Annotated in this window: 18 protein-coding genes; 5 read left to right on the forward strand and 13 right to left on the reverse strand. The window is 67.4% G+C overall.

Annotation, left to right across the window (positions count from 1 at the left end; translation table 11 throughout):
* Positions 1-53 precede the first annotated feature (53 nt).
* A complete protein-coding gene (locus tag EL288_RS23690; protein ID WP_010925703.1) occupies positions 54-1181 on the forward strand; it encodes a saccharopine dehydrogenase family protein in 1128 nt (375 codons plus the stop codon).
* Here the strand turns inward: EL288_RS23690 and glcC are convergent.
* A complete protein-coding gene (gene glcC / locus EL288_RS23695) occupies positions 1178-1942 on the reverse strand; it encodes a transcriptional regulator GlcC (RefSeq protein WP_003806985.1) in 765 nt (254 codons plus the stop codon). The genes EL288_RS23690 and glcC overlap by 4 nt on opposite strands.
* A 243-nt stretch (positions 1943-2185) precedes the next feature.
* On the opposite strand from glcC, the gene EL288_RS23700 reads away from it, so the two are divergent.
* The 3 genes from EL288_RS23700 (at position 2186) to EL288_RS24565 (ending at position 5240) form a co-directional block, all read left to right on the forward strand.
* Entirely contained in the window at positions 2186-4363 is a 2178-nt protein-coding gene (locus tag EL288_RS23700) for a malate synthase G (RefSeq protein WP_126622040.1), read from the forward strand.
* A gap of 35 nt (positions 4364-4398) precedes the next feature.
* Positions 4399-5043, forward strand: a complete 645-nt coding sequence (locus tag EL288_RS23705) for a TetR/AcrR family transcriptional regulator (RefSeq protein WP_010925700.1) — start codon at positions 4399-4401, stop codon at positions 5041-5043.
* Between the two features lie 74 nt (positions 5044-5117).
* Positions 5118-5240 carry a hypothetical protein gene (locus EL288_RS24565; RefSeq protein ID WP_255032786.1) on the forward strand — a complete coding sequence of 41 codons (123 nt, stop codon included), beginning with the start codon at positions 5118-5120 and terminating at the stop codon, positions 5238-5240.
* 136 nt (positions 5241-5376) lie between these two features.
* Here EL288_RS24565 and EL288_RS23715 read toward each other — a convergent pair whose 3' ends face one another.
* From EL288_RS23715 to EL288_RS23755, 9 genes are all read right to left on the reverse strand, one after another.
* Positions 5377-6693: an NAD(P)/FAD-dependent oxidoreductase gene (locus EL288_RS23715; RefSeq protein ID WP_003806979.1), complete on the reverse strand. Its 1317-nt coding sequence runs from the start codon at positions 6691-6693 to the stop codon at positions 5377-5379.
* 27 nt (positions 6694-6720) lie between these two features.
* Positions 6721-7512, reverse strand: a complete 792-nt coding sequence (locus EL288_RS23720) for an ABC transporter ATP-binding protein (RefSeq protein WP_003806976.1) — start codon at positions 7510-7512, stop codon at positions 6721-6723.
* Entirely contained in the window at positions 7500-8270 is a 771-nt protein-coding gene (locus tag EL288_RS23725) for an ABC transporter permease (RefSeq protein WP_003806974.1), read from the reverse strand. The genes EL288_RS23720 and EL288_RS23725 overlap by 13 nt, the downstream gene beginning before the upstream one ends.
* Positions 8271-8333: 63 nt before the next feature.
* Complete coding sequence (locus EL288_RS23730) at positions 8334-9335, reverse strand: ABC transporter substrate-binding protein (RefSeq protein ID WP_003806973.1); 1002 nt, start codon at positions 9333-9335, stop codon at positions 8334-8336.
* A 25-nt stretch (positions 9336-9360) separates the two neighbouring features.
* The gene (locus tag EL288_RS23735; protein WP_003806971.1) at positions 9361-10332 is read right to left on the reverse strand and encodes a LysR family transcriptional regulator; all 972 of its coding nucleotides are present in this window, start codon (positions 10330-10332) and stop codon (positions 9361-9363) included.
* 159 nt (positions 10333-10491) lie between these two features.
* A complete protein-coding gene (locus tag EL288_RS23740) occupies positions 10492-11310 on the reverse strand; it encodes a PhoP regulatory network YrbL family protein (RefSeq protein WP_033457643.1) in 819 nt (272 codons plus the stop codon).
* Positions 11311-11316: 6 nt separating this feature from the next.
* The gene (locus EL288_RS23745) at positions 11317-12462 is read right to left on the reverse strand and encodes a glycosyltransferase family 4 protein (protein WP_010925698.1); all 1146 of its coding nucleotides are present in this window, start codon (positions 12460-12462) and stop codon (positions 11317-11319) included.
* A gap of 152 nt (positions 12463-12614) precedes the next feature.
* On the reverse strand, positions 12615-13601 hold the full coding sequence (locus EL288_RS23750) for a Bug family tripartite tricarboxylate transporter substrate binding protein (RefSeq protein WP_003806967.1): 987 nt from the start codon (positions 13599-13601) through the stop codon (positions 12615-12617).
* Between the two features lie 38 nt (positions 13602-13639).
* Positions 13640-15130, reverse strand: a complete 1491-nt coding sequence (locus EL288_RS23755; RefSeq protein ID WP_033459725.1) for an amidohydrolase family protein — start codon at positions 15128-15130, stop codon at positions 13640-13642.
* Between the two features lie 279 nt (positions 15131-15409).
* On the opposite strand from EL288_RS23755, the gene EL288_RS23760 reads away from it, so the two are divergent.
* Complete coding sequence (locus EL288_RS23760) at positions 15410-16351, forward strand: LysR family transcriptional regulator (protein ID WP_033459723.1); 942 nt, start codon at positions 15410-15412, stop codon at positions 16349-16351.
* On the opposite strand, the gene EL288_RS23765 is transcribed toward EL288_RS23760, so the two are convergent.
* From EL288_RS23765 to EL288_RS23775, 3 genes are read right to left on the reverse strand one after another with little or no spacing between them, the layout of a single operon-like run.
* A complete protein-coding gene (locus EL288_RS23765; protein ID WP_003806961.1) occupies positions 16348-17142 on the reverse strand; it encodes a GntR family transcriptional regulator in 795 nt (264 codons plus the stop codon). The genes EL288_RS23760 and EL288_RS23765 overlap by 4 nt on opposite strands.
* Before the next feature lie 53 nt (positions 17143-17195).
* Complete coding sequence (locus EL288_RS23770) at positions 17196-18212, reverse strand: tripartite tricarboxylate transporter substrate-binding protein (RefSeq protein WP_033459722.1); 1017 nt, start codon at positions 18210-18212, stop codon at positions 17196-17198.
* A gap of 28 nt (positions 18213-18240) precedes the next feature.
* Positions 18241-19020 (reverse strand): HpcH/HpaI aldolase family protein, encoded by a 780-nt coding sequence (locus EL288_RS23775; protein ID WP_003806957.1) that lies wholly within the window; start codon positions 19018-19020, stop codon positions 18241-18243.
* Positions 19021-19025 lie beyond the last annotated feature (5 nt).

Here is a 19025-nt window from a genome sequence, read left to right on the forward strand (position 1 = left end):
GCAGCGCTCGTTAGCATGGTTGCATGCCCGCAACCCTCGCCCGGGAGCCCGCCATGGTACGACCGCCCTACCCCATCGCCATCCTCGGCGCCGGCAAGATCGGCGCCGCCATCGCCTTGCTGCTGCAACGCGGTGGCGACTACGACATCCTGGTTGCGGACCAGGACCCGGCGCGCCTGCAGGCGGTCGCCAGGCTGGGGTGCCGGACGGCGCAGGTACGCGATGACGATGCGCTGCAACAGGCCGTCTCGGGCCGCTACGCGGTGCTCAACGCCTTGCCGTTTCATCGCGCCCGCGCCGCCGCGGCCGCATGCGTACGCGCCGGGGCGCATTATTTCGACCTGACCGAAGACGTCGCCAGCACCCACGCGATCCGCGAACTGGCCGCCTCGGCCGGCACGATGCTGATGCCGCAATGCGGGCTGGCGCCGGGCTTCATCGGCGTGGTGGGCAGCGACCTGTCCCGGCGCTTCGACCGCTTGCTCGATCTGCGCATGCGCGTGGGCGCGCTGCCGCGCTTTCCTTCCAATGCGCTGCGCTACAACCTGACCTGGAGCACCGAGGGCCTGATCAACGAATACTGCAATGCCTGCGAGGCGATCGTCGACGGCGCGCTGGTTGCCGTGCCGCCCATGGAGGGCTACGAAACCTTCACGCTCGACGGCATCGAGTACGAGGCGTTCAACACCTCCGGCGGGCTGGGCACGTTGCCGCAGACGCTGCTGGGCAAGGCGCGCAACGTCGACTACAAGTCGATCCGCTATCCCGGACACTGCGCCATCATGAAGCTGCTGCTCAATGACCTGCGGCTGCGCGAACGGCGCGACCTGCTGCAGGAAATCCTGGAAAGCGCCATCCCCTCGACCGACCAGGACGTGATCGTGATCCTGGCCTCGGCCAGCGGCTATCGCCAGCAGCGGCTGGTGCAGGAATCGTTCTCGGCGCGCATCTACGGCGCCACGGTGGACGGCCAGACGCTCAGCGCGATCCAGCTCTCCACCGCGGCCGGCGTCTGCACCATGCTTGACCTGGCGGTCCACGGCCACTTGCCGCAACGTGGCTTCATCGGCCAGGAACAAGTACCCCTGGCAGCCCTGCTGGAGAACCGTTACGGCCGCATCTACGCCGGCCAGCCGCTGCCGGCGCGGGAGGCGCCGCAGGCGTTGTTGCCCGGGTCCTAGACCCAACCCTCCAGGCGCAACGTCGCGCGCACCAGGCGCTGCTCTTCCTGTTCGATCTCGGCCAGGCTCTGGCGCACGCTGTCCACATGGGCGCGGGCGGCCTGGTGCGCCTGCTCGGGCTCGCGCGCCAGCACGGCAAGGAACAGGCGCTCGTGCTGCTGGTCGATGTGGCGCTTGTGCGGCTCGCGGTGGTAGAGATTGTTGACGCAGGCGAACACCGAACCCAGCAGCAGATCCGTCAGGGATTGCAGCGTATGCACCAGCACCGCATTGTGCGAGGCCTGGCAGATGGCCAGGTGGAAAGCGTGGTCCAGGTGCGCATGGGTGGCGCTGTCGGTCTCGCGGCCGTGCGCGGCAAGCATTTCGTCATAGCGGCGGCGGATCATGATGAAGTCGGCGTCCGTGCCGCGGATCGCCGCCAGCCGGGCTGATTCGCTTTCGAGCAGCGCGCGCACCTCCAGCAGGTCGTACAACGTGCGCGGCTGCGAATTGAACAGGTGCACCAGCGGGCCCGCATCCACCTGCGAGATCTGCGCCACGTACGAACCCTTGCCCTGGGCGGTATGGATGATCTGGCGCGCCCGCAGCACCCTGAGCCCTTCGCGCAGCGCCGTGCGCGATACACCCAGCTTTTCGGTCAGCCGGCGCTCGGACGGCAGGGCCTGACCGGCCTTGAGCACGCCATCGAGGATCAGCCGCTCGATACGCTCGGCCACGACTTCGGCGATCTGTTTGCGCGCCCCGTCGACGCCTGGTTCCATGACTTGCCCCACTGGTATGACCACGATATCCGCTGCTACTGACTCTACTCGAACCGGCATTCTATGTGATTGAAAACCAGATATAAATATTTATCTCGTCGCCATGTGCATTCGCACAAACTGGTATGACCAGTACTTATTGCTATGGACAAGACCGGCTCGCCCGGCCGATGATGACGGTTCCGATTTCCCAATCCCGGCCGGGCCCCTGGCTCCGGCCCTTTTTCACGACGCGAGACCCGCATGACTGAACGCATCCCGCATCATGGCCTGCAAGTGGCGGCCTCCCTGCACCGTTTCATCGAAGACGAGGCGTTGTCCGGCAGCGGCCTGGCGCCCGACGAGTTCTGGGCCGGCTTCGCCGCCCTGGTGCGCGACCTCGCGCCGCGCAACCGCGAACTGCTGGCCGAGCGCGACCGCCTGCAGGGCGAAATCGACGCCTGGCACCGCGCCCATCCCGGCCCCGTGCGCGACAGCGCCGGGTATCAGACGCTGCTCGAACGCATCGGCTACCTGCAGCCCCAGCCAGCACAGGTGACCGCCAGTACCCGCGACGTGGACAGCGAGATCGCCAGCCAGGCCGGCCCGCAGCTGGTGGTTCCCGTCTCCAACGCGCGCTATGCGCTGAACGCGGCCAACGCCCGCTGGGGCAGCCTGTACGACGCGCTCTATGGCACCGACGCGATCCCGCCGGTGGCCGGCGATGACGGCAAGGGCTACAACCCGGCGCGCGGCGAAGCCGTGATCGCCCGCGCGCGCGCCTTCCTGGACGAGGCGGCGCCGCTGGCCCAGGGTTCGCACGCCGACGCCACCGCCTACGCCATCGAGGGTAGCAAGCTGGCGGTCACGCTGGGCGCCGGCCAGCGCACGGGCCTGCGCAACCCCGCGCAACTGGCCGGCTATCAGGGCGACGCCTCGCAACCGGCCGCCGTGCTGCTGGCCAACAACGGCCTGCACTTCGAAATCCAGATCGACCGCCAGCACCAGATCGGCGCCACCGATGCCGCCGGCGTCAAGGACGTGCTGCTCGAGGCCGCCCTGACCACCATCATGGATTGCGAAGACTCCGTGGCGGCCGTCGATGCCGACGACAAGGTACTGATCTACCGCAACTGGCTCGGGCTCATGAAGGGCGACCTGAGCGAATCGGTCACCAAGGGCGGCAAGACCTTCACCCGCCGCCTGAACGCCGACCGCCAGTACCACAAGCCCGACGGCGGCACCCTGACGCTGCACGGCCGCTCGTTGATGTTCGTGCGCAACGTCGGCCACCTGATGACCAACCCGGCCATCCTCGACGAGCAGGGCAATGAAGTGCCGGAAGGCATCCTCGATGCGGTGATCACCAGCCTGGCCGCCCTGCCCGACCGCGCCAACCGGCTCAACTCGCGCACCGGCTCGATCTACATCGTCAAGCCCAAGATGCACGGACCGGCCGAGGCCGCCTTCGCCAACGAGTTGTTCGACCGCGTCGAGGACCTGCTCAAGCTGCCGCGCCACACCATCAAGATGGGCATCATGGACGAAGAGCGGCGCACCAGCGTCAACCTGAAGGCCTGCATCGCGGCCGCGGCGGCGCGCGTGGCTTTCATCAACACCGGGTTCCTGGACCGCACCGGCGACGAAATGCATACCGGCATGGAAGCCGGCCCGATGCTGCGCAAGGGCGATATGAAATCCAGCGCCTGGATCACCGCCTACGAGCGCAACAACGTGCTGGTCGGGCTGGACTGCGGCCTGCGCGGGCGCGCCCAGATCGGCAAGGGCATGTGGGCCATGCCCGACATGATGGCGGCCATGCTCGAACAGAAGATCGGCCACCCCAAGGCGGGCGCCAACACGGCCTGGGTGCCCTCGCCCACGGCCGCGACCCTGCACGCCATGCACTATCACCAGGTCGACGTCGCGGCCGTGCAGCAGGCGCTGGAGCAGACCCGCTACGACAGCGTGCGCGACGAGCTGCTGGCCGGCCTGCTGACCGTCCCGGTAGGCGATCCGGCCGCCTGGTCGGCCGATGACATCCAGCGCGAGCTCGACAACAACGCCCAGGGCATCCTGGGCTACGTGGTGCGCTGGATCGACCAGGGCGTGGGATGCTCGAAGGTGCCCGACATCAACAACGTCGGCCTGATGGAAGACCGCGCCACCCTGCGCATCTCCAGCCAGCACATCGCCAACTGGCTGCGCCACGGCATCGTCGACCGCGCACAGGTCAACGCCACGTTCGAACGCATGGCCAAGGTCGTCGACCAGCAAAACGCCGGCGATCCCAACTACCTGCCCATGGCCGGCCACTTCGACACCTCGTTCGCCTACCGCGCGGCGTGCGCGTTGGTCTTCGAGGGCCTGACCCAGCCCAACGGCTACACCGAGCCCCTGCTGCACGAGTACCGGCAAGCCTTCAAGGCGGCCCAGCGCTGACGCCGCCAGGCGCCCGCCTGCCGGCGGGCGCCTGCTTGCCGGGCCGCCATTTTTCGCACGATCGTGCTAAATTGGCTGGCATGAGCATCCCCAAGAGCGAACTCACCTTTGCGGCCATCGTGGACGCGGCGCTGGACATGGCCGCGGCGCAGGGCATGGAAAGCCTGACGCTTGGCGAAGTCGCCAAGCGGCTGGGTATCAGCAAGAGCGGCGTGTTCTCGCGGGTCGGCTCGCGCGAGGCGCTGCTGCACGCCGTCCTGCAGGAGTACGACCGGCGCTTCCTGGGCGCGGTGTTCGCGCCCGCCATGGCCGCGCCGCGCGGCCTGCCGCGCCTGGATGCCATGGTCGGCCACTGGATCGAACGCGCCGCCAATGTCGAAGCGCTGACCGGCTGCATCTACGTGGCCGGCGCCTTCGAGTACGACGATGTCGACAACCCGATGCGCGGGCGCGTGCAAGCCAATGTGCGCGGCTGGCGCGCCGCGCTGGGGCGTACCGTGCGGCAAGCGATCGACGAAGGCCATTTGCGCCCGGACACCGATCCGGAACAACTGGTGTTCGAGATCTACAGCCTGATGGTCGGCCTGATGCATGACGCGCGCTTCCTGCGCGACCCGCGAGCGCATGAGCGCGTACGGCAAGCCTACGCGCGCCTGATCGCCACTTACCGCAACACCTGAACGCAGTCATGGCCCGGCGCCGGGCGCCGGTTTTTTTCGATCAAATTCGCACGATCGTGCGAAAAGAGGGAATCATGAAAATGATCGCAATCGGCGCCGGCGTCATGTTGCTGGCGGGGCTGGTGCGAGCCTGCCAGGGCTGGCGCCGCCTGCTGCGCCAGCTGCCCGACCGCAACGAGGACATGACGCTGTTCTGACGCCGCGACGAGGTGTGCCTGCCCCCGAACGGGAACTGACATCCGCGACAGGGTGTGCCTGTCCCCGCTGGGACAGGCACACTGCGCTACGCCATGAACGCTAGCCTGCCAGGACGGTATCTGTCCCCCCGGCAGGTTACTTTTCCAGCCCTGCCTTGCGGGCCTGGTAGGCGATCGTGCTCAGCGCGCCGATGCGGCGCAGCGGCTCGGGAGGCAGCCAGTTCGGTTTCTCGAAACTGGCCAGGTCGTCCAGCATGGCGCTGCGATGCCCCGCCACCTGTTCTCCCAGCAGCTTGCCGTAGATCGTGCCCTTGATGACACCGGCGCCATTGCAGCCGACCGACGCATACAGGCCGGGCTGGATGGCGCCCACGAACGATGCGCCGTTGCCCGTCAGGCCGGTCGAACCGCTCCAGACGTATTCGAAATCGTGCGCGGCCAGGTCCGGGTAGCGGCGTACGAACGAATCGCGCAACAGCTGTTCCATGCGCTCCAGCGGTTGCTCGGCCTCGTACGAATAGGCGCTGCGCACCATGAAGCGGCCGCCGCTGATGCGCCGCAAGGTCGTGCCCAGGCGATTGGCCGGAATCACGCCCCACTGGTCGCGCTCGCCCAGCAGCGCCTGCTGCGCGGGGCTGAGCACCGGCGTGACGCCCGCGTACGTGAAGATGGTGACCAGCCGGCTGCGCAGGAAGCCCAGCCTGCGGGCAAAGGCATTGTTGGCCAGGATCACGTTGTCGGCGGTGAACTCGCCGCCGCGCGTACGCACCTTGTACGGCCCGCTGCCGTCGATGGACAGCACGGGGTTGTCCTCCATCAGCCAGACGTTCTCCGGCAGGCTGTCGGCCAGCCCCCGTATCAGCGCGGCCGGCTGCACGAAGACGTTGTTCATGGAGTGATACCCGAACCGGTAATAGCGCGTGCCCAACTGCGCCTGCAGGGCATCGCGGTCCAGCTCGGAGAACGCCACGCCCCATTGGCCGTACTGTTGCAGCGCGCCGCGCAGGCTCTGCTCGCCGTCGGCGGTGGCCGCGGCGTGATACTTGCCGGCCAGATCCCAGCCACAGTCGAAGCCGCCCTGCCCGGAAAGCTGCGCCAGCCAGTCCAGTCCCGACTGGAGCATGGCGATCTGCTTGCGCGCCACTTCCAGCGGACTGTGATGCCCGCTCATGCGGGTGTTGTGCGGCAGGTTGATCAGGAAGCCCGAGTTGCGGCCCGCCGAGCCCTCCCCGGCGACGGTGGCGTCCACCACCAGCACCTGGTCCTGCGGCTGCAGCTCGGCCAGGCGGCGCGCCGCCGCCAGCCCGGTGTAGCCGGCGCCGATGACCAGGCTCTTGAAATGCCGTCGCGCCGGCGCCGCGGTGCGCGGGGTGCGCTTGGGCAGCATGGCGTTCCAGCCGGAACCACTTTGATACTGAGGGAAAGTCCGCGATGACCCTGATGGGGAAGACATGATGAGTTCGATGTTGCGGTTGAGGAATTACTGGTCGGCGCGCGCCTGCAGGCTGCGCATCACTTCGTTCTGCACGATGTCCCAGATCTGCGACTTCAGTTCGATGTAGCGCGGCGAAAGCTGTACATCGGCATTGCGCGGATACGGCAGGTCGTTGGGCATGTCGCAGGCCACGCGGCCCGGGCGCGCACTCATGATGACCATGCGGCTCGACAGCAGCAGCGCCTCGTCGATCGAGTGGGTGATGAAGACGATGGTCTTGCCGCTTTGCTCGTAGATGCGCGTCAGCTCTTCCTGCAGCACCTGGCGCGTCATGGCGTCGAGCGCGGCGAACGGTTCATCGAGCAGGATCACGTCCGGATCGTTGGCCAGCACGCGCGCGATCGACACGCGCTGGCGCATGCCGCCCGACAACGCCTTGGGATAGGCGTTCTCGAATCCCTTCAGGCCGACCATCTCGATGAACTGCTGCGCGGTTTCGCGCCGGGTGGCCGCCGCCACGCCCTTCATCTTCAGGCCGAACGCGACGTTCTCGGCCACGGTCAGCCAGGGAAACAGCGCGTACTGCTGGAACACCATGCCGCAGTGCGGATCGACGTCGACCACTTCGCGGCCATTGACCACGATACGTCCGGCGGTGGGACGCTCGAATCCCGTGATCAGGTTGAGCAACGTCGATTTCCCGCAACCTGAAGCGCCCAGCACGACCAGGAATTCGCCGCGCGGAATCTTCAGGTCCACGCCCTGCAGCGCCTGGAACGACCCGAACGACTTGGAAATACCTTCGATGGAAATCATGGGATCGTTTACCGCGACCATGCCAGCACCCTGTTTTCAATGATTCGGAACACTACGTCGGTAACCAGCACGGTCACGCTGATCAGCGCCATGCCCAGCACCACCGTATCGGTCTGGAAGAACTCCTTGCCGTTCATGATGAGAAAGCCCAGGCCTTCCTTGGCGGCCACCAGCTCGGCGGAGATCACGCAGGTCCACGACAGGCCGAGGATCACCTTGAAGCCGCTGAAGATCTGCGGCAGGCTGGCCGGCAGGATGACCGAGCGCATGACCTGCGGGCCGCTGGCGCCGAGGTTGCGCGCGGCGCGGATCAGCAGCGGATCGATATTGCGCGTGGCTTCGATCACATACAGCAGCGCCGGCGCGAACGTGCCCATGAACACGATGCTGTACTTCTGCGTTTCGGTGATGCCGAACCACAGCAGCGAGAGGGGAATCCAGCTCATCGAGGGCAAGGGACGCAGAAACGACAGGATGGGATCGAAAGCCGCCCGCGCGCGTTGCGACGTGCCCAGGAAAATCCCCAGCGGTATGGCCAGCGCGGTAGCGGCGGCAAAGCCCACCATGACGCGCCGCGCGGACGCCACGATGTGGTCCAGCAGCGAGCCCTGCTCCCACATATTGCCCATGCGCGCGAACACGTCCGAGGGCGGCGGCAGGAACAGCGCATCCACCCATTGCAGGCGGCACACGGCTTCCCAGAACAACAACAGCACGATCACGGACACGCTGCTGATCAGCAGCAGATCCGGACGGCGCTGGCGATTTTGTGCATTCATCGTTCAAATCCAGGCAAAGAACCGGCGGGCAGCCTCGCCCGCCGGCAGGACAATCGTGTCGGCTTACAGGTACGCCGCGTCGACCCACTCGCGCACCGGCGGCGCCTTGTCGATCTGGTCGTAGCGCACCATCATTTCGGCCAGCTTCTGCAGGCCGTCGATGTACTTGCTGCCCGGCGCCAGCAGCGCGCCCTGCTCGGCGGCCGTGTACCAGTCGGCGCCCTTGACCATCTCCAGCTGATCGGCCGCCGACAGCTTGGTCAGCTCGGTCAGCGCCGCCACCGTGGCGTCGGGCTGCGTCTTGAGCTGCTCATTGGCGCGGAAGTACGCTTTCAGGAAGCGCTTGACGGCCTCGGGGTTCTTGTCCAGGAAGGCGCGCCGCGCCACCAGCACGTCGGGGCCCGGGGTTACGCCATACTCCTTGTAGAGCGAGAAGCTGGTGTCATCGACCAGCACCTTGGCGTCCGGCATGGCGCGGATGGCGTTGAACTGGGGAGTCCAGGCCGCGGCCGCGTCGATCTGGCCGGACTGGAATGCCGCCGGCAGTTCCGGCGCCGGCACGTTGAGCACCGTCACGTCCTTGCCTGCCTTCAGGCCTGCCTGGTCCAGCAGGTTGAGGACCAGCAGGTGGGCGCTGGAAGCGAACGTCACGCCGACCTTCTTGCCCTTGAGGTCCTCCAGGCGCGCGACCTGGCTGCGCACGATCAGGCCCTCGACGCGGCCGAAGTTCTCGGGCACGCCGATGATGGCGAAGTGGCGCGAGCCGCGCGACATTACGGCCAGCGCGGCCGGCGCGGCGGTCACCGCCATGTCGATGTTGCCCGACAGCAGGGCGCTGACGCGCGCCGAGGTGGTGCCGAACGACTCCCAGCCCACTTCCAGGTTCTCGGCCTTGAAATAGCCGGCCTGGATCGCCAGCCAGGCCGGGTAGTGGCCCAGCCAGGCCGAGCCGCCATAGCGCACGGCTTCGGCCTGCGCGGCCCAACTGCGGCCGGCTACCGGCAGCGCCAGGGCGGCGGCGCCGATCGCCATGCCCTTGATGAATTGTCGGCGAGTCTCCTGCATGCTCAATCTCCTTGTAGTAGGTGTTTCAACAAAGCCGCATCTGCCGCCCCAGCCAGGGCAGCTGCGTCGTCACTTGCGGGAAAATTTCGGTCTCCAGCGCCTGGCGGCTGAGCTGCCAGAACATGTCGGCCATCTCCTGGTACTCCTCGAGGCGCGACACCTGGTGCAGCGTGCGGGCCAGGCTGGGCCCGGGCAGCGGCAGCACGACGACCTGGTCCAGCCAGGAACGCCCCTGCAGCAGGCACAGCGGCGTCATCAGCGCCCAGCCCAGGTTGGCGGCAATCATGGCCATCACCACGTCGCTGGTGTCGATTTCCAGGAACGGCGGCGCGGTCACGCCGCAACGCCGCAGATGGCGTTCGATCATGGCGCCGAAATGCGACCGGCCGCTGAAGCGGATGAACGGCGCGGCCTGCGCCATCTGGCGCAGGTCCAGCGGCGCGAACTCGTCGGCGCGCACCGCCGGCGCCACCACCACGAACGGCTCGTTGAGGATAGGCCGGCGCACCAGGCCATCGACATCCTCGAGCGCATCCGTCGTAACGATGATGTCGACCTGCCGGTTCAGCAACGCCTGGGCGTGGCCGTAGGCCAGCCCCGACCAGACCAGCACCTGGCTGGCGCTTTGCGTCAGCCGCTTGACGATGGCCGGGCCGGTGGTCGCGGCGAACGAATCGATCATCCCGATGCGGATCGCCGGGCGGTTCATCAAGTCGGCTTCGCGCACCTGCGCGATCAGGCGGTCGATATCGTCGACGATCTGGCGCGACTGGCGCTGCAGCGCGACGCCGGCAGGCGTGAGCCGATAGGGGCGGCGGGTACGGTCGAGCACCCGCATGCCCAGGATGCTTTCGATCTGGGTAACCGTCTGCGATACGGCAGATTGCGTGATGTTCAACGCCTGCGCCGCGGCCGACAGGCTGTCGGCCGCTGCCACCGCGGCAAAAATGCGCAGCATGCGTACATCGAGGCTGGAATCGTTCTTGAGCGCGCCCATACTGTCTCCTGTAAGCAATACTAAGAAAACGGAGATTTTTAGGCGAAAACTAAGAACTTGTTAAGCAATTCTTATAGTAAGTATTAGCGTGCAGGCGGCAAGCGGCCGGCCTTGCGGCCAGACGCGCCCCGCTGCGGGGCCACTTGCATGGGATTGTCCCTAGCGCGGCGGCCTGGCGCCGTCGCCGGGCAAGGGCTGCCCGGCCTGGCGCGCCAACCGGTCGCCCAGCCGCGCCAGCTTGCGCACCATGTCCTCGTACTTGCGCAGCAGGCGCCGGCGATTCAACGTCTTGCTCCATGCGTACAGCGGCAGCAGCTGCTTGGGCCCGAAGCCGTCGACCAGGAACAGGCCATCCTGTCCGGTCGCGTTGCGGCCGACCACGATATTGCGGGCGCTGACGTCGTTGAAGATCACATGCGCCTCGATCAACGCCAGGAAAAACGCCCGCAACTGCTCGCGCAGCTGCGGCCCGAACCCCTGGGTCGACACGACCTGCGCCAAGGTGGGCGCGGCCTTGCCCTCGGCATCGACGATCTTCTCCACCACCAGGCCCAGTCCCGCAGAGGTCAGCGCCAGGCCGGCAATCCGCGCCAGCAGCGTATTGCCGTCGGCCTGGCGCAACTGCACCGTCGTCGAGATGTACTCGACCAGTTCGGTGATGAACACGCGGTGCGCATCCTCGCGGTGGAATTTCTTGTGCCAGGGACGGCGCCGCCCCGGCTCATTGATGCGCGCGCGATTGACGATCTTGATCAGCAGCGCGGCGTTGCCCGGATGCTGGTAGACGTCGCGTTCGCTGCCGGTGGCAAGCAGCGTCGCGCCCAGCAAGTCGACTACGGCGAACGGCGGCCAGTCCGTGGCCGCCGGCACGACATCCATCACCGGCAGGACGGCAGGCATGCGGTCGCGCAGCGTCTGCGGCGCGATATCCTGCGGCAGCGCCTGCACGGCGGCCAGGCGGGAAGTTGGTATGGACATGTGCGATCAGGATTGCCGCGCCGATCGGGATGCAGCGGTGGGCGCATCGCGCCGCTCGGCGAGCCACTTACGATAAACCAGCTCGGTACGTTCGGCCAGGCGGGCCAGCGAGAACTTGCCTTCGTCGCGCACCATGCGCTCGCCGGCGCCGCCCATGCGCGCGCGCAAGGATGCATCGTCGATCAGGCTGCGCAGCGCCCCCTGCAGGGCAGCCGCGTCGTCGGGAGGAACCAGCAGCCCCGTCTCGCCGTTGCGCAACATCTCGCTGACGCCGCCGACATCCACGCCGACCACCGGCAAGCCGCACGCCGCGGCCTCGACAAAGACCGTGCCCGACGCCTCCTTGCGCGTGGGCAGCGCGAATATGTCGCTGCCTGCCAGCACGTTGGGCACGTCATCGCGAAAGCCCAGCATGTGAATGCGCTCGCCCAATCCGAGCTCGGCGATCAGCGCCTGCAATTGCTCGAACAGCGGCGAACCATTGCCCACCAGCACCAGATGCACCTGCGGACGGCTGGCCATCAACGGACGCAGCGCCTCGATCAGTTCGCGATGCCCCTTGGTGGCCCGCATGATCGCCACGCACGCCACCACCACGGCGTCGGCCGGCAAGCCCAGCTCGTCGCGCAGCGTCGAGCGCAGGCCCGGCGGGGGCAGGTTGATGGGCGAGTAGATGGTTTCGATATGCGCGGGCGACACGCCACGCTCGATCAGGTAGCGGCGCACATGATCGCTGACCGTGCTGACGCGGTGCGGTATCCACGTGTACGACAGCATCGAGTTGACGCGATTGCTCAGATGGCGCGTGCGCACCACCAGCGGCGTGCCCGCCAGGCGCGCGCCGGCGCCCGCCAGCAGGGTATCGATGCGGCTGTGCGTATTGAGCACGTCGAAGCCGCCCTCGCGCAGGATGCGCCGCACGCGCGGCACGCCGCGCACGAAATTGCGCAAGCCGCCCATGGGCACGGTGTGCACGCGGATGTCTGCGTCGCGTGCGCGCTCGATCAACCTGGCCTGGGGCCGGCAAATGAGTTCGACATGATGGCCGCGCTCGCGCATGGCCAGGGCTTCTTTGAGGATGCGCTGCTCTTGCCCGCCAAAGCCTATCGCGGCCTCAGCGTGCGCGATGCGCAGTGGGTGCGGTTGGGACATTCTGAGAGTAGCAGTGTGAATGTAGTACGTAGACACACTGCCAGTAGGAAAGATCCCGGCAACCTTAACGTGCTACCCACGCATCGCGCAAATCACATAACGACACATTCAGAGAGGTTTTTTATTATCGCCGGCGGCCCGCTGCATGCGGCTCAATCGAGCAGCTGGATATGCATGGCCTTCACCGCCGCGCCATAGCGCTCGTAGTCCTGGCGCCACGCCTGCTCCAGCTGCTGCGGCGTGCCGCCCAGCCCGATAAGTCCCTGGGCAGCCAGCTTCTCCCTGACCTGCGGCGACTGTATTGCGCTGGCGATACCGGCGGCGATCTTCTCGCGCAACGCCAGGGGCGTGCCCGCCGGCGCCATCACCGCCGACCACGAGATGGCGTCGCCGATCGACGGGCCGCCCACTTCGCCCAGGGTCGGCAGGTCCGGCAACAATGGCGTGCGTGCGTCGGCGGCGACCGCCAGCACCTTCACCCGGCCGCTCTTGACGAAAGGCAGCACGGCCGGCAACTGCGCGAACATCATGTCGATCTGCCCGCCCGCCACGTCGGTCAGCGCCGCCGGCACGCTGTTGTAAGGAATGTGCTGCAAGGACAGGCCCGCTCGCATGGCAAACATTTCGGCCGCGATATGGGCCTGGCTTCCGACCCCCGGCGACGAATAGGTCAGGTATCCGGGCTTGGCGGCGGCGCGCGCCACCAGGGCCTGCACGTCGCCGACTTCCAACGCATTGGAGACCAGCAGGACATTGGGCACCGCCCCGACCTGGCTGACCGGCGCCAGGTCCTTGCGCACATCGAACGGCCGCTTCCTGTACAAGTGCGGATTGACCGCCAGGTCGGACACCGGCACCGACACCAGCGTGTAGCCATCGGGCTCGGCCTGCACGGTGGCCATGATGCCTATCGTGCCCACGCCGCCGGGCTTGTTCTCGACGATGACGGGCTGCTTCCAGATGGCCGACAGTTTCTCGGCCATGATGCGGGCCAGCACATCGGCGGCGCCGCCCGCCCCATAGGGCACGATCAGCCGCACCGGCCGCTGCGGATAGGCCGCGACCGCGTCGCCCGCCTGGGCTGCGCCACACGTTACCGCCAGCGCCAGCGCGGCGCCCCACTGCATCAGCTTCTTCATTTCATTCCCCTTGTTGTCTTGACCGGCCCGGCGGGCCGCTACATGCAGTCCGGGCAGAACGACGGCGGGCACATGGCCTGCGCCGTGCGCCGCAACGGATCCCAATCCTGCAGGTCGCGCCAGACGTTGTCGGCAAACTGCTGCGCCTCGGCGCGCAGCGCGCCCAGGTCCACGCCGGCAATACGCCCCTGCTCCATGCGTACCTGCCCGTTGGTCACCACCAGCTCCACGTCATCGCCCACGCCGCACTCGACCAGGCTGCGGATGGGGTCCCAGATCGGCCCATAGCGCAGCACGTCCTGGCGGCCCACGTTGATGGCGATCACATCGGCGCGCGCGCCCGGCTCCAGCCGGCCGATATCCGTGCGTCCCAGCGAGCGCGCGCCCCCCAGGGTCGCGGCCTCGAACACTTCGGCCGCGCTCGCCGCGGTCAGGTCATGGCTCATGACCTTGCCGTGATAGGACGCGGTCCGCATGTTCATGACCATGTCGCGCGGATAGGTGTCGCTGCCTATGGTCAGGTTGACGCCCGCCTCGCGATACTTCTTCCACGAGTCGAGCACGCGCGCGCGGCGCACGATGTTGATCGGGCAATGCGAGATGGAGACGCGATGCTCGCCCATCAGGGCCAGGTCGCGTCCGCCCGAATAGTTCAGGCGCGGGCTATCGGAAATCAGATTGGCGTGGCCGATGTTCAGCCGCGGCCCCAGCATGCCGACGCTGTGCAGCAATTCGATCGGCGTCATGCGATGCTCGCGCACCGTTTCGTAGAACTCGATGACGTTGTAGCCCGCATGCGTGGCCATCGGCACGCCCAGTTCCTGCGCGGCCTGCACGGTACGGCGCAGGATGTCGACGCTGCAGTTCTCGACCTCGCGCGGCACCAGGATGCCGTTGACCAGGTCGTTGCCGGCCGCCTGGACGCGCTTGATGAACGCAACCGCCTCCTCGAACAGATGATCGCCGCCGTCCGGATACGGAACGCGCCGCAGGCGGCCGTGGTCGTCGGCGGCCCATCGCCCGCTGTCGTAGCCGGGCCCCAGGTAGCCGCGCACGCCCAGCCGCTCGCATTCGCGCCACAACGCTTCCTGCACCATCACGTGGCCGCCCAGTTCGACGAACGTCGTCACGCCATTGCGCAGCAGTTCGGCCACGGTGAACGCGGCATGCAGGGCAATGCCGGGATCGACCGCGGCCTCCTCGCGGCTCAGGTAGTTGGGATAACCCTTGATCCGCGTCCCGTCGCGCGCGATCGTGACGTCCATGTACGGCTGGCCGAACAGGTCCGGGCGTCCGCCATCGGCCAGCAGCTTGTGCAAGGCGCGATGGCCGGAATGCACATGGGTGTCGATGAACCCGGGCGCCACCAGGCAGCCGCGCGCATCGATCACGCGGTCGGCCACGCCGTCGAACTCCGTACCCACGTGCACGATGCGCTCGCCTTCGTAGACGACGCTGGCGTCGCGCAGCATGCGGTGGTTGCCGTCGGCGAACCCGAGCACCCATTCGCCCTTTATCTGTGTCAGCATCCGATACTCCCCTTGTTGACCATTGCCGCCCGTCGGGCAATTGATCAGTATGCTGATTAGTATCGGAAACCCTGTCAACGCACGGCGCGTGGCCTGCACCGGATCGGGGCGCCGCGACAAGTGCGTGCATCACCCGGCCATTTCCACGGATAATGGCGCCAAACCAGGGTTTGCGGCGCGCCGCGCAGGCGCGGCGAGCGGCCCGGCCCGGGCTTATTCCGGTTTCGAATAGTGCATTATTCGGCCCCCCGCGCGGGGCCCTACGCCGACGAGCCAGCCATGATCGCCAAGCATCTGGACCTGAATCTGCTGATGATCTTCGACGCGATCCTCGCCGAGGGCCACGTCACGCGCGCGGCGGAACGCCTGGCGATGAGCCAGTCGGCCGTCAGCAAGGGCCTGGCCCAGCTCAGGCAGGCGTTCGGCGACCCGCTGTTCCTGCGCGCCAGCCGCGGCATGGTGCCCACGCACAGGGCGCTGGAGATCGCCGACCAGGTGCGCCAGGCCATCGCAGCGCTCAACAGCCTGGCCGGCCCCGTGACCGAATTCGACGCGCGCAGCGCGCACGCGCATTTCAATATCGGCGCCACCGACTACGTGTCGTTCGTCCTGTTGCCGGGGTTGATGCGCCGCCTGCAGGAGACCGCGCCGCACGTCTCGCTGACGCTGCATGACATGGAATCCATGATGCCGGAGGAAATGCTGCTGGCCGGCAAGGTCGACCTCGTCATCTCCAGCGTCGCCAGCGTCAACTTCCCCATCTACCGCCAGGAGCTGTTCCGCGATCACTACGTGTGCCTGTGCCGCGCCGGCCATCCCGCGCTGGCCGACCCGGTGCCGATCGAGCAATTCGTCTCCAGCCGCCACCTGGCCATGCCGCGCCAGAACGGCGCGCGCGAGCGCGTATTGCAGGACACCCTGCAACGCCTGGGCGTGACGCGCGACGTGGCGGTGCAGGTGCCCCATATGCTGGCCATCCCCGCCACGCTCACCGCCACCGACCTGGTGGCGACCATGGCCTGCCGGGTGGCGCGCGAATTCGCCGCGCGGCATCCCTTGCAGGTCCTGGCCCACCCGCTGCCCCTGCCTGATTTCCCGGTATCCCAGCTCTGGCACGACCGCACCCGCCGCAGCCCCTCGCACCAATGGCTGCGCGACACTGTCTACGACCTGGCCCGCGTCAACGCCTGTCCCGCGCCCCAAGACGGCGCGCCGGGCTAGAACTCGCCTTCCGCCAGCTCGTAGCTGACGCTGAAAAAACGCGAATCCAGCCAGTTGGTGGTGAACTGCACGGGCTCGCCGGCATGCGAGAAAACATACTGCACCCGCACCAGCGGCGCGGTGCCCAGCGCCTCGGCAACCGCCGTGCGCTGGGCGCGGGCATGCGACTCGGCGCCGATATTGATGCGCGCATGGTCGACCTTGAAGCCGATTTTCTGCTCGACGATGGGATAGACGAACAACGGCCCATTGCGCGCCGCGGCGTCGAAATCCTGCAGGCTCAGGCGCTGCCCGATATGCGCGGGAAAGTAGATATCGCTGAAACCGATGTTCTGCGCCTGGTCCGCGTGCACCAATTGCAGGCGATACAGCTGCGCTCCCGGCGCCTGGCCCAGCGTGGCGGCGGCTTCGTCGTGCCGCGCCGGCCCGAAGCCGGTGACGCGTGTCTGGTGGATGACCGCCGGGCTGAGGATATCGGACAGGCGGCGCAGATGGCGCTCGACCGGCACCACCGGACTGCGGCTGATGACGCGCGCCGGCTTGGCGCGCTGCTTGCGGATATAGCCGCGCTTTTCCAGCAGGTCCAGCGCCTGCCGCACGGTAAAGCGGCTGGCCGAATAGTGCGCCGATATCAGCCGTTCTATCGGGAGGTCTTTGCCGACCGCGGCCGTATCCGCCTCGATCGACCGGACCAGGCCCTGGTAGATGGTCCAGTACAGCAGGTTGGGCGTATCGGCTGAAGCGGCTGCCTCCACCTCGGGCAGGGACAACACATCAACGGAAGCAGACATAGGCGGTTATCTGGAGTGGCTCAGGGCCGGGGCCGGTGAAGTCGAAAGCCTGATTATTGCGCAGCCGCCAGGGACGCGGCCACCGGACTGAGCACGCGCGAGACATCCTGCACGAAATCCTGGGCCTGGCTCGCCGGCATCGGCGCGAACGGCACCAACCCCAGCTGCACGACGCGCTCGCGAAAAGCGCGATCGGCCAGCACGTCCTGCAGCGCCTGGCTCAAGCGCGCAACCACCTCCGGCGGGGTGCTGGCGCGCACATCGATGGCATTCCAACCGTCGAACAATACCTCTTCGAAGGTCCGATAGCCCAGTTCGCCCAGCGTCGGCACCGCCGACATCACCTCGATGCGGCCCCGGCCGATGACCGCGACCGGCACCACCTTGCGATCGTCGATGTGCTGCCGCAGCGCGGTGTAGCTGTCCACCACCACGTCGACGCGGCCCGCCAGCAGATCGACGTGCATGGGCGCGCTGCCGCGATACTGGATTTCGTTCACCTTGCCGCCCAGCGCCTGCATCAGCACGTGCTCGGTCAGGTGCGGCGCGGTGCCGATGCCCGGCACGGCCCATGCCGTCTTGCCCGGATTGGCCGCGATGTAAGCCTTGAGCCGCGCGAAGTCGGGCAGCCCGGCCGCCACCGAGGTCACCATCACCGTCGGTACGCGCGACACCAGCGCCACCGCCGTGAAATCCCTGATGGGATCATAGGCCAGCGCCGGCTGCAGGGCGCGCGCCACCGTCTTGCTGGAAATCGCCAGCAGCAGCGTATGACCGTCGGCCGGCTTGTCCAGCACATACGACGAGCCCACGATGCCGCCCCCGCCGCCCTTGTTCTCGATCACGATGGACTGCCCCAGGCGCTTGCCCAGGGCATCGGCCAGCACGCGCGCAATCGCGTCGGTCGACCCGCCCGGCGGCGAAGGCACGACCAGGGTCACCGGGCGGCTGGGGTAGTCGGCCAGCGCCGGCGCCGCCCCCAGGGCCAGCCCCAACGCGGCGGCACAGGCCTGGCGGACGACGGCGCCGGCGATGCGGGGCCAGCGAACCATCAATGCAAGCGTCTTCATAGCGGTCTCCTGCGCGGTCGCGGCGCTGCTATCGCCGCGGCGACGATTCGGCGTGGTACTGCTGCGCGCGGGCCGCGCAGCCGGCCTTGATGAAGCCCTGGTCGGAGCCTACCCACAGGATCCGCGCGCCCAGCGACTGCAGCATCAACGAGTCTTCCAGTGTCGGTGCAAAGGCGCCAACCGGAATGCCGCAGCGCTCGCCCAGGTCGATCAGCCCCTTGATGCAATCGAGCAGGCGCGCGTTGCGGTAGTCGGGCACGCAATCCATCCCCATGGCGATGGAAAGGTCGCTCGCGCCCACGTAGATCGCGCCCAGCCCCTCCGTACGCATGATCTGCTCGGCCTGGCGCACGCCCTCCTCGTTCTCTATCATCGCGATGGGCAGCAGGCGGTCGCGGGTCTGCGCGTAATAGTCCTGGATGCTCTGGCGCTGTATGACCTGGCCCAGGTACGGACCGAAACTGCGGTCTCCCAGCGGCGCGTAGTAGCAGGCGGAAATGAACTGCCGGCAAGCCTCGGCGCTGTTGATCATGGGCGCCACCACGGCATCCACGCCGCCATCGAGCACCTTGGTGATCGCCGCCGGATCATTGGCCGCCACGCGCACCACCGGCGCGCATCCCTGGGCGCGCACCGCGCGCGCCAGGTCGTTGACTTCGTGCAGCCCGATGGCGGAATGCTGCAGATCTATCATCACCGCGTCGAATCCCGCGCTGGCCACCATCTCGGCCGCATAGGTATCCGGCAGGCTGTTGCCGATCATGGTGATTGCCTGTCCCTGGCGCAGGCGCGCTTTCAAGGTCGTCATGGCTG

It is taken from the genome of Bordetella bronchiseptica (assembly GCF_900636925.1).
Classification (GTDB): Bacteria; Pseudomonadota; Gammaproteobacteria; order Burkholderiales; family Burkholderiaceae_B; genus Bordetella; species Bordetella pertussis.